This window comes from Bradyrhizobium sp. Ash2021 (genome assembly GCF_031202265.1).
GTDB lineage: Bacteria > Pseudomonadota > Alphaproteobacteria > Rhizobiales > Xanthobacteraceae > Bradyrhizobium.
Genome location: NZ_CP100604.1, coordinates 3,446,826 through 3,460,558, shown reverse-complemented (window position 1 = coordinate 3,460,558; position 13,733 = coordinate 3,446,826). Strand labels below are relative to the sequence as shown.

Here is a 13,733-nt window from a genome sequence, read left to right as displayed (position 1 = left end):
AGAGAGCAAAATTAATGCAGGAGCGGTGTCCTCAAGTCGAGGGTCAAAGGGAATTCAATTGTGCGTTCTTCGGGCGGCGGATCGATCTTGCCGGGGGTGTGGCCGTGATCCTGGAAGCGGGCCAGCCGCCTGGCCTCGGCCTCATAGGAATTGACCGGCTTGGTCTCGTAGCTGCGGCCACCGGGATGGGCGACATGGTAGACGCAGCCGCCGAGCGAGCGGCCATTCCAGGTATCAATTAAGTCAAATGTCAGCGGCGCATGGACCGGAATGGTCGGATGCAGCCCTGAGGCCGGCTGCCAGGCCTTGAAGCGGACGGCGGCGACCGCCTCGCCGGAGCGGCCCGTTTCCGTCATCGGCATCCGCCTGCCATTGCAGGTGACGACGTGGCGGCCTTCGACAAAGCCCGTCGCCTTGATCTGCAGCCGTTCGACCGACGAATCAACGTAGCGCACGGTGCCGCCCGCCGACCCCTCCTCGCCCATCACATGCCAGGGCTCCAGCGCCTGCCGCAATTCCAGCGCGACGCCGCCATGATGAACGCGGCCGAAGGCGGGAAAGCGGAATTCGAGCTGGGCGGCGTACCATTCCGGCGAAAATTCGTAGCCGGACTGCCTCAGTTCATCGAGCACGCCCAGAAAATCTTCCCAGAGAAAATGCGGCAGCATGAACCGATCATGCAGCGTGGTACCCCAGCGCACGAACTTGCCCTGCTGTGGCTCGCGCCAGAGCTTTGCGATCAGCGCCCGGATCAGCAATTGCTGCGCCAGCGACATCCGCGGATCGGGCGGCATTTCCAACGCCCGGAACTCGACCAGGCCGAGCCGGCCGGTCGGACTATCCGGCGAATAGAGCTTGTCGATGCAGATTTCGGCGCGATGGGTATTGCCGGTGATATCGACCAGGATATGCCGGAACAGCCGGTCGACGAGCCAGAGCGGCGCTTCGATGCCGGGCGGCGGCACGTGCGCCAGCGCGATCTCCAGTTCATACATGCCGTCGTGCCGCGCCTCATCGATGCGCGGCGCCTGGCTGGTCGGGCCGATGAACATGCCCGAGAACAGATAGGACAGCGACGGATGCCGCTGCCAGTACAGCACCAGGCTCTTGAGCAGATCGGGCCGGCGCAGGAACGGCGAGTCCTGCGGCGTGCTGCCGCCGACCACGACGTGATTGCCGCCGCCGGTCCCGGTGTGGCGGCCATCGACCAGAAAACGGTTGGCGCCGAGCCGGGTCTTGGCGGCGTCTTCATAGAGTCCGAAGGTGATATCGACCGCCTCGCGCCAGGTCTGCGCCGGCTGGATGTTGATTTCGATCACGCCGGGATCGGGCGTCACCTTGATCACTTCGACCCGCGGGTCGTAAGGCGGCGAATAGCCTTCGACATGGACCTGTATCTGCATGTCTTCGGCGGTCGCCTCAACTGCCGCGATCAGTTCCAGATAATCTTCGATCTTCTCGACCGGCGGCATGAAGGCACACAAAATGCCGTCACGGATTTCGATCGACATCGCGGTACGCACGGGTTCCAGTTTGGGTTTTGGCTTCTCCTTGGCCACCGAGCCGTCCGCTTTGGAATCGGAGGCCGCAAGCTCGTCACGCGGCTCCATCGGATCCTGCTCGACGATGTAGGGAAATTCCTCGGGTGGAATGTGCTCCAGCGACGCGATCGGCAACCGCAAGCCAAGCGGCGAATCGCCGGGCGTCAGGAACAAATGGCCGCGCCGCACTTTCCAGTGCTCGCTGCGCCAGCGCCCGCGATACGGTTCTGCGGCAGCACTCCAGCGTTGGATCGGCAGCACAAATCCCTTCGGCGTGTTCAGCCCGTGATCGAACACCCGCGCCATCCGCAAGCGTTCTTCCGGATCGGACAATCTGGAATCGCCGGGATCGACATTGTGCGGCAGGCTGGCTTCCTTCTGGATCCAGTGCGCGGGATCTTCGAACGCCGGCAGGACGTAGCCGGTGCCGAGGCCAAGTTTCTTCGCGGTGCCCTGCGCGAAGCGTTCGGCGGCGGCGATATCAGTTTTGTGAGGATTGTCGATCGTCGCAATCAGATCGGAATTCTTCCAGATCGGTGCGCCGTCCTTGCGCCAATAGAGCCCGAACGCCCAGCGCGGCAGGCTTTCGCCCGGATACCATTTGCCCTGCCCGTAATGCAGCAGCCCACCGGGCGCGAAACGGGCGCGCAATTTGCGGATCAAATCATCGGCTAGCGCGCGTTTGGTCGGACCGACGGCGGCGATATTCCATTCCGGCGATTCCAGATCGTCGATCGAGACGAAGGTCGGCTCGCCGCCCATCGTCAGCCGCACGTCGTCCTGTTTGAGATCGGCATCGACCTGTTCGCCGAGCCGGTCGAGCCGCGCCCAGGATTCATCCGAGAACGGTTTTGTGATCCGCGGAGCCTCGCGGATGCGCTTGACGCTCATGTCGAAGGCGAATTCGGTGTTGGCGAAGCCGGCGGTGCCCGAGATCGGCGCGGCCGAGCGGTAATGCGGCGTGGCGGCGACGGGAATATGCCCCTCGCCTGTCAGCATCCCCGAGGTGACGTCGAAGCCGATCCAGCCGGCGCCGGGAAGATAGACCTCGGCCCAGGCATGCAGGTCGGTGAAATCGTTCTCGACCTCGCGCGGTCCTTCGACCGGATCGATGTCGGGGCGCAATTGAATGAGATAGCCAGAGACGAAACGCGCGGCGAGCCCGAGATGGCGGAAGATCTGGATCAGCAGCCAGGCCGAGTCGCGGCACGAACCAGAACCGCTGCCAAGCGTCTCCTCCGGCGTCTGGATTCCCGGCTCCATGCGGATGACGTAGCGAATTTTCTTCTGCAGTTGCGCGTTGAGGTCGACCAGGAAATTGACCGTGCTGTCGGCTTCGCGCGGAATCTCCTTTAAGTACGCGGCCAACAGCGGCCCCTGATCCGACGTCGCGAGATAAGGCGCAAGTTCGGTCTTGAGGTCGTTGGTGTACTGAAACGGAAAACTGGTGGCGTAGGGCTCGACGAAGAAATCGAAGGGATTGACCACGGTCATCTGCGCCGTGAAGTCGACCTCGACTTTCAGCTCGGTGGCCTTCTCAGGAAACACAAAGCGCGCCAGCCAGTTGCCCTGCGGATCCTGTTGCCAGTTCACGAAGTGATTGGAAGGCGTAACTTTAAGCGAATAGCTCAGGATCGGCGTGCGCGTATGCGGCGCCGGACGCAGGCGAATGGTCTGGGGGCCGAGGTCGATCGGTCGGTCGTATTTGTAGTGGGTGACGTGATGTAGTGCGACGAAGATCGACACAGGCTGATAACTCCAGCAGCTTTTTTAAGCAGAACACTGGTTCCGGTGTGGATCAAGCACTAACAACGGGCACGGGGTGCCTACGGGGAGTGCGCTGGCTCCCACTCCCCGACATTGCGAGGAGCAAAGCGACGAAGCAATCCATGCCTCGGCTTGCGGCGCTATGGATTGCTTCGCGGAGCCTGTCATCGGGCGCGCATTCGCGCGACCCGGTGGCTCGCAATGACGGCCGTAGCGAGCGCCTTGCGCAAATCACCCCTTCCGTTGGTTATGGGGCCCGGCCTTCACCGGGACGACCCAAGGAACTACATCGTTGCCCCAAGCACCCACGGCGCGAACTCGGCGCCGCCGAAATCAAAGCTCTCGCTCTTGGTCGGCTGGCCGGAGGCGGTCTTCAGCATCAGATCGAAGATGCGCTGGCCGCATTGCTGCACCGTCTCCTCGCCGTCGAGGATGGTGCCGCAATTGACGTCCATGTCGTCTTCCATGCGCTTGTACATCGGCGTGTTGGTCGCGAGCTTGATCGACGGGGCCGGCTTGCAGCCGAACACACTGCCGCGGCCGGTGGTGAAGCAGACGAGATTGGCGCCGCCGGCCACCTGCCCGGTCGCCGCGACCGGGTCGTAGCCGGGCGTGTCCATGAAGACAAAACCCTTCTTGGTGACGGTTTCGGCGTAGTTGAGAACATCGACGAGATTGGTGCTGCCGGCTTTCGCCATCGCTCCGAGCGATTTCTCCAGAATCGTGGTGAGGCCGCCGGCCTTGTTGCCGGGGCTCGGATTGGCGTTCATCTCGGCGCCTTCGCGCGCCGTGTATTCCTCCCACCAGCGCATCAGCCCGACCAGCTTTTCGCCGACTTCGCGGCTGACCGCGCGACGCGTCAACAGATGTTCGGCGCCGTAGGTTTCGGGCGTCTCGGACAGGATCACGGTGCCGCCATGGCGCACCAACAGATCGCTCGCCGCGCCCAGCGCCGGATTGGCGGAGACGCCGGAATAGCCGTCGGAGCCGCCGCATTGCAGCGCCACCGTCAATTCGCTGGCCGGGACCTTCTCGCGCCTCACCTTGTTGGCATCCGTCAGCGCCTCGCGCACAAAGGCGACGCCAGCCTCGACGGTCTTGCGGGTGCCGCCGACTTCCTGAATGTCCATCGCGCGCAGACGTCCGGCAAGCTTCTGTTCCTGCATCAGGCCGCCGATCTGGTTGACCTCGCAGCCCAACCCCAGCACGACCACCGCGGAGAAATTCGCATGCCGCGCATAGCCGCCGAGCGTGCGCCGGAGCAACGCCAGCGGCTCATCCTGGGTCATGCCGCAGCCGGTCTTGTGGGTGAGCGCGACCACGCCGTCGACATTGGGGAAATCGGCCAGCGGATTGTCGCCGGTGAACGGATTCTTCTTGAAGATATCGGCGACCATGCCGGCGACATGCGCGCTGCAATTCACCGAGGTCAGAATGCCGATATAGTTGCGGGTCGCGACCCGGCCGTCGGCGCGGCGGATGCCGTCGAAGGTCGCGGGCAGATCGAAATTCGGCACCGGCTTGACGTCGACGCCGTAGGCATAGTCCTTGGCGAAATCGCCCATGCCGCAGTTTTGCGTATGCACGTGCTGGCCGGGCGAAATCGGGATGGTCGCAAAGCCGATGATCTGGCCGTAGCGCCGGATCGGCTCACCGACAGCGATCGGCCTGATCGCCACCTTGTGGCCCGCGGGAATCCGCTCGACCGTGGTGACGCCGTCGGCCACCACCAGGCCCGCCGGCAGGCTCGAGCGCGCAATCAGCACGCCATCGTCAGGATGCAAGCGGATGACGGGTGCTGGGGCCATGATGGATCTCCTTGGTATCCAAAACTATCGTGCCTCGGATGCTGCGCAGCGCGCAAGCGGTGCGCTGCTGATCCGGGGCCCACGCTTCGTGCTGCATCCAGGTCCCGGCTCTGCGGTGCACCGCTGAAGAAGCGCTGCACCGCGTCCGGGACACGTGACGTTACGCCTTGCCGGCGGAATCCTTCCGGGTCTGGTTCACCTGCATCTTGGCGTAGGTCATCATCAACCCGCTCTCGTTCGACAGCGTCACGAGCTTGAAGCCCATGTTGATGGCGCGCACCGCGCCCTCGGCACCGGAGCAGTGGATGCCGGGATAGAGGCCGCGCTTGCCGCATTCCTTGACGATCTTCTCATAGATCTTGAGGATCTCCGGCTCGTCACGGTCGAGCTTCGGCACCAGGCCGTAGGAGAAGCCGAGGTCGGACGGGCCGATATAGACGCCGTTGATGCCTTCGACGTCGAGGATCGATTCCATGTTCTCGACCGCCGTCTTGGTCTCCATCATCGGCAGCAGCACGATCTCGTCGTTGGCGGTCTGCTGATAGGTGCCGGCCGAGCCGTACATGCCGGAACGGATCGGGCCGTTCGACCGCGTGCCCTTCGGCGGATATTTGGAATAGGCAACCAGGTTCTTGGCTTCCTGCGGCGTATTGATCATCGGGCAGATCACGCCATAGGCGCCGCCGTCGAGCACTTTTCCGATGATGCCGGGCTCGTTCCAGGGCACGCGGACCATCGGCGTCACCGGATGGCCGTTCATCGCCTGGAAGCACTGCACCATCGACAGGTAATCCTGCACGCCATGCTGCATGTCGACGGTCACGCTGTCGAACCCGCATTGCGCGATCACCTCGGCGGAGAAGCCCGACGGGATCGCAAGCCAGGCGTTCACCACAGCCTTGCCCGAGGCCCATACTTTCTTGACGTTATTTGCCACTTTGGATTCCTTCCCTGTTGTCCAAATTTTGCGTCATTGCGAGGAACGCTTCGCTGCGCTCGCAATGACGTGCGAACTATGCCGTTGCCCGCTGAATGCTGACCTCGCTGACGCCGACCTCGCGTGCGGTATTCACTATCGCCGCCCAGGTGTCGTCAGGCAAGGGTACCCCGTTTTTGGTGCGCTCGGCGCGCATTTTCCGCTCGGGATCGCCGGGGATCAGCACCGCATCGACGCCCGCGACCGGCTTGGTGGCCCGGATGAAATCGACATAGCGCGAGATTTCGCCGTCGAAGAAATGGCTGGTGTCGATCACCTTGGGATCAACATAGAACGCCAGCATGCCGTTAGCGAAACGCCGGTCCGGCGCGGTGGCACCGGTGCCGGTCAACGCGCCGCCGAGCAGTTCGCAGATGAAGGCCAGCCCCGAGCCCTTGTGCTCACCGAAGGCGCGGATCGCGCCTGACCCATTGGTATGGTCGCGCGGGCCTTCCGCGGTGTGCGGGCCGTACAGCACCGCCGGGTCCTCGCTCAACGTGCCGTCGGCGTCGATCAGCGCCCCCTTCGGCAATTTCTTGCCGCCGCGGCTGGCCACCAGCACCTTGCCTTCGGCGACGATCGAGGTCGCGAAATCCAGCACGATCGGATCCTGGCCCTGGCGCGGAATGCCGACGCAATAGGGCGCGGTCGACAGCCGCTTCTGCACGCCACCAAACGGCGCGACCAAAAGCGAACCCGCGGCATTGACGAAGTGGACCGACACCAGCCCTTCGGCGGCGGCCATCTCCGCCCAGTCGCCGACGCGGCCGATGTGGCCGGCATTGCGCAGCGCAATGGCGGCAAGGCCCGCCTTCTTGCACTTCTCGATGCCGATCCTGACCGCCTGCGGCGTCACCGTCTGTCCATAGCCGAACTTGCCGTCGACCACCGCCAGCGACGGCGTATCGACCACGACCTCCGCGGTCTGATTGGGAACCACCGAACCCATCTTCTTCCACCTGACATAAACGGGCACGCGGATCACGCCGTGGCTGTCATGGCCGGTCAGGTTCGCGGTTGTAAGGTACGTCGCGATGCGCCGGGCTTCCTCGGGCGAGGATTCCGAATGCGAAAATACCTCAGCAACGAAATTGATGAGGTTTTCAACCTTGATCGTGACCATGAATGGTTAGCTCGTTACTTTGGTTTGAGCATGATCTTTTCGGAAAACCGGTGCCCACTTTTCCGGATCATGCTCTAGGCGCTTGCTTTGGCGTGACCGCCGAGATAGGCGGCGGCAATGGCTTCGTTGCCCCACAATTCGTCGGGCTTGCCGCCCAGCACGATCCGTCCGGTTTCCAGGACGAAGCCGTGATCGGCAACTGAAAGTCCCATGCGCGCATTTTGCTCGACGAGCAAGACCGTGGTGTCTTGTCTGATCTGCGAAATAATGCGGAACACCGCCTGCACGATCACCGGCGCGAGCCCCAGCGACGGCTCGTCCAAGAGCAACAGCCGCGGCTTCGCCATCAGCCCGCGGGCGACCGCGACCATCTGCAACTGGCCGCCGGACAAGGTCCAGCCCAGCGCATTGGAGAACGCGCGGATGTCCGGAAACAGGTCGAACATCGCGTCCGCTTCGCGCGACAATTGCGACGTTGCGACCCGGCGATTGGACGCGCCGAGCATGATGTTTTCTTTCACGGTCAGGCCCGGGAACACCCGCCGCCCTTCCGGCACGTGCGAGATGCCCATGCGCACGATCGCTTCCGGTCCGAGACCGGCGATCGGCTTGCCGTCGTAAAGGATGTCGCCGGATGCAGGCTTGGCGAGACCGGAGATCGCGCGCAGCGTGGTCGACTTGCCGGCGCCGTTGGCGCCGAGCAGGGTCACCACCTGGCCCTCTTCGACATTGAGCGAGATACCGCGCAGCGCCTCGATTTCGCCGTAGCGGACCACCAGATCGTGGATTTCGAGCAGCGCCATTATTCGGTTCCGAGATAGGCGGAGACGACGTCGGGATGGCGCAGCACCGCCATCGATTCGCCGTCCGCGATGCGGCGTCCGAAATTGAGCACGGTGATGTGCTGGGCGGCTTCCGAGACCAGCGTCATGTCGTGATCGATGATCAGGATGGTGAGGCCTTGCGCTGCGATCCGCTTCAGCAGTTCATGCAGTTCGAGTTTTTCGGTCGAGTTCAAGCCGGCCGCGGGCTCGTCGAGCAAAAGCAGCGTCGGATTGGCGGCGAGCGCGCGTGCGATCTCGATCAGCCGCTGGTGGCCGTAGGAGAAGCCCGAGATCAGTTCATTGGCGCGGCCGCCCAGACCGACGAAGGTCAGCGCTTCCATCGCCCGTTCGGTCAGGGCGGCGTCACCGCCCTCGCCGATCATCTTGTTGCCGGGACGCTCGGCACCGATCTCGACGTTTTCCAGCGCGGTCATCGAGCGGAACAGACGGATGTTCTGGAACGTACGCCCGAGGCCCGCGGCCGTGCGCTGATGCGGCGGCATGGTGGTGATGTCGGTGCCGTCGAGTAATATTTTGCCCGCGGTTGCCTTGTAGAGGCCGGAGAGCACGTTGAGCGTCGTGGTCTTGCCGGAACCGTTCGGCCCGATCAGCGCATGCACGCCGCCGCGCTTGACCGCGATATCGACGCCGTCGACCGCTTTGAGGCCGCCGAAATATTTCGAGAGCCCGGTGACTTCGAGCACGATATCGCCGCCGACGGTCGCGGGCTTCAGTTGCAACGCGGCCGCCGCCGGCGGCGTCTTGAGCTGCGCGCGCCATCGCTCAAAGGCGGCGGCGACAAAGCCCCAGATACCATCAGGCATGAAGCGTATGATCAGGATCACGGACAGGCCGTAGATCGCCAGATAAAGTCCGGGAACGCTTTTGAGGAAGCGCAGCCATTCCGGGATCAGGATCAACAACCCCGTGCCGATCGCCGAGCCGATTGGAGAGGCCACGCCGCCGAGCAAGGACATCGTGAGGAACACGATCGATTCGGCGAACGAAAATTGATCCGGGCTGACATAGGCAAATCCGCCGGCGAACAGGCCGCCGGCCAGCCCGCCCAGCACCGCGCACAGCGCGAACGCGTAGACCTTGGTGCGGAACACGTCGATGCCGACGACGCCGGCCGCAAGCTCGTTGTCGCGCACCGCGCGCATCGCGCGTCCAAGCCGCGTGTCCGGCAGATGCCAGACGAAATAGCCGACCAGCGCGAGCATGCCGACGCAGAACGCGAGATAGGATTGCGAACTCTGGAACAGATCAGGCCGGCCGATCCGCGACACGCCGTCCGGACCATGGGTGAGCCAGATCGCGTTGATCATGACCAGCGTGACGATCTGCTGGAACGAGATCGTCACCATGGCGAGGTAATGCCCGCCGAGACGCAGCGTCGACATGCCCAACACCGCGCCGGCGACCAGCGCCATCAGGCAGCCCGCCAGCAGGCAGAACCAGTAGCTGATGTGGTAGTCTGACGTGCCGATACCGACGGCATAGGCGCCGAAACCGAAGAACGCCGCCTGCGCCAGATTGATCTGGCCGCAGAGGCCGAGCACCACCGAAAGGCCGAACACCGCGATTGCAAACGTGGTCGCCTGCATCAGGATGTTGAGGATGTAACCATCGAACTGCATGGTTGCGGCGAGCGCGACGAGCGCAGCCGCGCCGATGAAATACGGCAGATGCCGAAGCAGCAGCGGCTTCGAACGCGGCACGGACACGGTAACCGGCATATTTTCGCTGGGGGAGCTCATGCTTTCTCCGCCACGCGTTCGCCAAAAATACCCTGCGGCCGGAAGATCAGGAACGCCACCAGCACCAGGAACGCAAAGCCGTCCTTGTAGGGCACGGAGATATACGCCGCGCCAAAGGTTTCGATCACGCCGAGCGCCAGTCCGCCGATGATCGCGCCCGCGACATCGCCGAAGCCGCCGATGATGGTGGCGGCAAAGGCTTTCAGCGCGATCGTCGAGCCCATCTGGATCGACACGAACAGCACGGGTGCGACGAGGATGCCGGCGAGACCGCCGAGCACGGCCGAATAGATGAAGGTGATCATGATCATCGTGGAAACGGAAATGCCGAGCAGCGAGGCCATTTCCTTGTCCTGCGAGGTCGCCTGCAGCTTCTTGCCGAGCAGCGTCTTCTCGAAGAACCAGTAGTTGAAGATCACCAGCGCAAACGTCACTGCGATGATCAGGAGATACTGGCTGTCGAGATAGACCGGGCCGAGCTGGATGCCGGGCGTCTCGAACCAACCCTGCAGCACCTGCGGCTGCGGGCCGTAGATCGCAAGCACGGAATTGGCGAGCAGGATCGAAGCGCCGATGGTCGCGATGATGACGGGCAGGAACGTGCGATGACGCAGCGGATAATAGACCCCGAGATTGAAGATCACGCCGACCAAGGCCATGCCGGTGAGCGCGAGCAGGAACGACAGCCAATAGGGCCAGCCGAGATCGACGGCGAACACCACCATCAGATAGGCGGCGACCATTGAGAATTCGCCTTGCGCAAAATTCACCACATTGGTGGCGCGGAAGATCAGCACGAAGCCGAGCGCGACCAGCGCATAAACGGCGCCGATGCCGATGCCGGTAAAGAGCAGTTGCAGTGCGAGATCCATGACAACACTCGGTGGGAGAATTCGCTCGCGGCCATGTGACGACCGGCAGCAGCGCGAAGCCGGTCATCAAAAGCCCGCGGGCTCCCCTCACGCGAAGGGAGCCCGCGTCGCGATCAATCGTTGAAGTCGATGTGCTTGTCGTAAACGATAGTTCCCTTGTCGTTCTTCACGACATTGTAGCCGTGCAGGCCATCGCCGTTCTGGTCGAAATTGTATTCGCCTTCCGCACCGGGGGTTTTCTTGGTGGCAAGCAGCGCCTCGCGGATTTTCCCGGGATCGGTCGAGCCGGCCTTGTTGATCGCCGCCGACAGGATGGTGACGGCATCGTAGGGCCATGCGCTTTGATTGTCCGGCGCGGTCTTGTAGGCGTCACGATAGGCCTTGCCGAAGGTCTTGGAGGCGTCGCTGGATTCTTCCGCGTAATCGGCCACGCCATAGGTGCCATACAGCGCCGGGCCGGCCAGTTTGGTCGACGAAACCGCCACCACCGAGGGCGAGCCCACCCAGGGAATGTTGACGCCGAGCTGACGGAGCTGACGGGCGAAAATCCCGAGATCGTTTTCGAAGGTAAAATACGTGCCGAGAACGTCGGCGCCGGACTGCTTCACCGCCAGCACGACCGGCGTGAAATCCTGGCTCTGGTTGGCATAGCCCTGGTCGAGCACCGCCGGGGTGCCGAGCTTTTCGAGCGCCGAGGCCAGGGCCTTTCCCCCTGCGGTTCCGAAGGCGTCGGTCGAATGGACGATCGCCCATTTTTTCTTGCCGAGCGTGTTGACGCCGTAGTCGGCGATGACGCGGCCGGAATAGCTGTCATTGGGCCGGAAGCGGAACAGCCATTGATTGCCCATATGGGTGAGCGTGGGATCGGTTCCCCCGATCATGACGGGTTTGCCGAGCTTGAGAACGTCGGGGGCCATGGCATGCACCTGGGTCGAGCGGATCGAACCCAGGAAGGCGACGATGTCGTTCTGCGCGGCCAGTTTCGAAAACGCCAGAACGATACCGGGATTGGTGGTTTGGTCGTCTTCGATGACGAGTTCGACCTGTTTGCCGAGCACGCCGCCGGCCTTGTTGACGGCTGCGAGCGCAAGCTTTGCACCGTTCTGCGCCCAAAGCCCCTGTTCGGCCGCGGGCCCCGTCGCCGGCACGCACATGCCGATCTTGATAGTGGCGCCCTGCGCCTTCGCACTGGTGATGATGTGGGGTGCGGCAATACCGGCTACGATACCGGCCGCGAAATCGCGTCTCGTAAGCTTCATCCATTCCTCCCTGAGGCCGGGCTTCTTCGTCGGCCTTTCTTGGTTTTAGCGGTCCTTGACCGGACGCGTAACCGGATGCGTCTTAAGGACTCTCGCGCCCTTAGTAAATTGATATCGCGGGGAGTTCGACTAACGGTGCAGATGTGTCGCCGAATGCGACGGCCAGAGAATATTAACGCCTGACTGCCCGGCCTATTCCCGGCCGTTTCGTGCGATCGGCAATCGCTTTGGCTGCTCAAACAACGTGCAGCGAACCCAAGCTATGCGTCCCGTTATGCATTATCATGCAAATTTGCGCTCACTCGTCCGCCTCGGCATCGCCGGCGCCAGCGACTTCCAGTCCCGAAAGGCTGTCCTCCAGCGCGCTGAGCATGTCCTGCAATTCGCTGAGTTTGCGGGCACCGTAAAGTTTGGTGATAGCGGCATAAATAGATTCTGACGTCGGCGCGACCGCCTCAATCAGCTTCAATCCCTTTGCCGAAATCGACACCATGCCGCGGCGCAGATCGGCCTTGGCCGCGCGTCGCTCGATCAAATGGCGCGCCTCGAGGTCCCGCAGGATTCGCGACAGGCTCGGGCCGAGCAGGAAGGCGACCCGCGCCAGTTCCGTCACCTCGATCGCGTCCACCGCGGTCAGCGCGCGCAGGATCCGCCATTGCTGTTCGGTCAGGCCGTGATTGCGCAGCGACGGACGGAACTGGCGCATGACCGCCTCGCGCGCGCGCAACAATGACATCGGCAGCGAACGCGAGAATTCGCGCATCGGTGTCCGCCGAACCCTGGACGTCTCTGCGGCGGTCGAACCTGGACCGTTCGGGGATTTCTTACCTGCCATCGTCAACCTTCCGCGATCAGGAAACGCCGGTTTCGACGGGCTGCAAGTTTTGCAGTGCAACAACGTCAATTCGATTTGATCTGATAAACTTAACATGTTAATCATCTCCCCGCATCCTCTTTTTGCGTGTCGCCCATGGCCCTCTCCAAAGACGAAATCCGCAGCGCCGCCGAACGGCTCGATCACGCGGAGAAAACCCGGACACAGATCCGGCAGATTTCGCTGGAGCATCCCGGCGTCGATATCGCCGACGCCTACGCGATCCAGAAGGCGTGGATCGAGATGAAGGTGGCGCAGGGCCGCGTCGTCAAAGGCCACAAGATCGGCCTGACCTCGAAGGCGATGCAGAGCGCGCTCAATATCGACGAACCGGATTCCGGCATCCTGCTCGACGACATGTTCTTTGCCGATGGCGGGCTGGTCCCGACCGATCGCTTTATCGCGACGCGCGTCGAAGCGGAGCTTGCCTTCGTCATGAAGACGCGGCTGGCGGGGCCGGACTGCACCATGTTCGACGTCCTCAACGCCACCGACTTCGTGGTGCCCGCGCTGGAAATCCTCGATACGCGGATCGAGCGGGTCGACCGAGAGACCAAAGCGACCCGAAAGATCTTCGACACCATCGCCGACAACGCCGCGAATGCCGGCATCGTGCTCGGCGGCCGCCCGATACGGCCGATGGATGCCGATTTGCGCTGGATCGGCGCGCTTTGTTTCCGCAACGGCCAGTTGGAAGAAACCGGGCTTGCCGCCGGCGTGCTCAATCATCCCGCGACCAGCGTAGCCTGGCTTGCCAACAAGATCGCGCCGAACGGACTGGCGCTCGAAGCGGGTCAGGTGGTGCTGGCGGGATCCTTCATCCGCCCGATCGAGACCCGCAAAGGCGACACGATCCAGGCCGATTATGGTCCCTGCGGCTCGGTGAGCTGTTACTTCGCTTGATGGTTTCAGACCAATTGCAGGAGTGA

At 62.9% G+C, this 13,733-nt stretch carries 11 protein-coding genes; 2 read left to right on the top strand and 9 right to left on the bottom strand.

Annotated elements, in window-relative coordinates; genetic code table 11:
* Window positions 1–11: 11 nt before the first annotated feature.
* The 9 genes from NL528_RS16415 to hpaR form a co-directional block, all read right to left on the bottom strand.
* Window positions 12–3,287, bottom strand: coding sequence for a transglutaminase family protein (locus NL528_RS16415; protein ID WP_309183720.1), 3,276 nt, complete (start codon window positions 3,285–3,287; stop codon window positions 12–14).
* 305 nt (window positions 3,288–3,592) lie between these two features.
* Window positions 3,593–5,116, bottom strand: a complete 1,524-nt coding sequence (locus NL528_RS16410; RefSeq protein WP_309183719.1) for an altronate dehydratase family protein — start codon at window positions 5,114–5,116, stop codon at window positions 3,593–3,595.
* 160 nt (window positions 5,117–5,276) lie between these two features.
* Window positions 5,277–6,053 carry an aldolase/citrate lyase family protein gene (locus NL528_RS16405; protein WP_309183718.1) on the bottom strand — a complete coding sequence of 259 codons (777 nt, stop codon included), beginning with the start codon at window positions 6,051–6,053 and terminating at the stop codon, window positions 5,277–5,279.
* 76 nt (window positions 6,054–6,129) lie between these two features.
* Window positions 6,130–7,215, bottom strand: a complete 1,086-nt coding sequence (locus NL528_RS16400) for a malate/lactate/ureidoglycolate dehydrogenase (RefSeq protein ID WP_309183717.1) — start codon at window positions 7,213–7,215, stop codon at window positions 6,130–6,132.
* Between the two features lie 74 nt (window positions 7,216–7,289).
* Window positions 7,290–8,018: an ABC transporter ATP-binding protein gene (locus tag NL528_RS16395; protein ID WP_309183716.1), complete on the bottom strand. Its 729-nt coding sequence runs from the start codon at window positions 8,016–8,018 to the stop codon at window positions 7,290–7,292.
* Window positions 8,018–9,799 (bottom strand): branched-chain amino acid ABC transporter ATP-binding protein/permease, encoded by a 1,782-nt coding sequence (locus NL528_RS16390; RefSeq protein WP_309183714.1) that lies wholly within the window; start codon window positions 9,797–9,799, stop codon window positions 8,018–8,020. The genes NL528_RS16395 and NL528_RS16390 overlap by 1 nt, the downstream gene beginning before the upstream one ends.
* Window positions 9,796–10,671, bottom strand: coding sequence for a branched-chain amino acid ABC transporter permease (locus NL528_RS16385; RefSeq protein WP_309183713.1), 876 nt, complete (start codon window positions 10,669–10,671; stop codon window positions 9,796–9,798). Before NL528_RS16385 ends, NL528_RS16390 begins: the two co-directional genes overlap by 4 nt.
* Window positions 10,672–10,784: 113 nt before the next feature.
* On the bottom strand, window positions 10,785–11,930 hold the full coding sequence (locus NL528_RS16380) for an ABC transporter substrate-binding protein (protein ID WP_309183712.1): 1,146 nt from the start codon (window positions 11,928–11,930) through the stop codon (window positions 10,785–10,787).
* A gap of 298 nt (window positions 11,931–12,228) precedes the next feature.
* Window positions 12,229–12,693, bottom strand: a complete 465-nt coding sequence (gene hpaR, locus NL528_RS16375; protein WP_309183711.1) for a homoprotocatechuate degradation operon regulator HpaR — start codon at window positions 12,691–12,693, stop codon at window positions 12,229–12,231.
* Here hpaR and NL528_RS16370 point away from each other — a divergent pair.
* Window positions 12,635–12,844 carry a hypothetical protein gene (locus NL528_RS16370; RefSeq protein WP_309185377.1) on the top strand — a complete coding sequence of 70 codons (210 nt, stop codon included), beginning with the start codon at window positions 12,635–12,637 and terminating at the stop codon, window positions 12,842–12,844. The genes hpaR and NL528_RS16370 overlap by 59 nt on opposite strands.
* Before the next feature lie 56 nt (window positions 12,845–12,900).
* Window positions 12,901–13,707, top strand: a complete 807-nt coding sequence (hpaH, locus tag NL528_RS16365; RefSeq protein WP_309183710.1) for a 2-oxo-hept-4-ene-1,7-dioate hydratase — start codon at window positions 12,901–12,903, stop codon at window positions 13,705–13,707.
* Window positions 13,708–13,733: the final 26 nt, after the last annotated feature.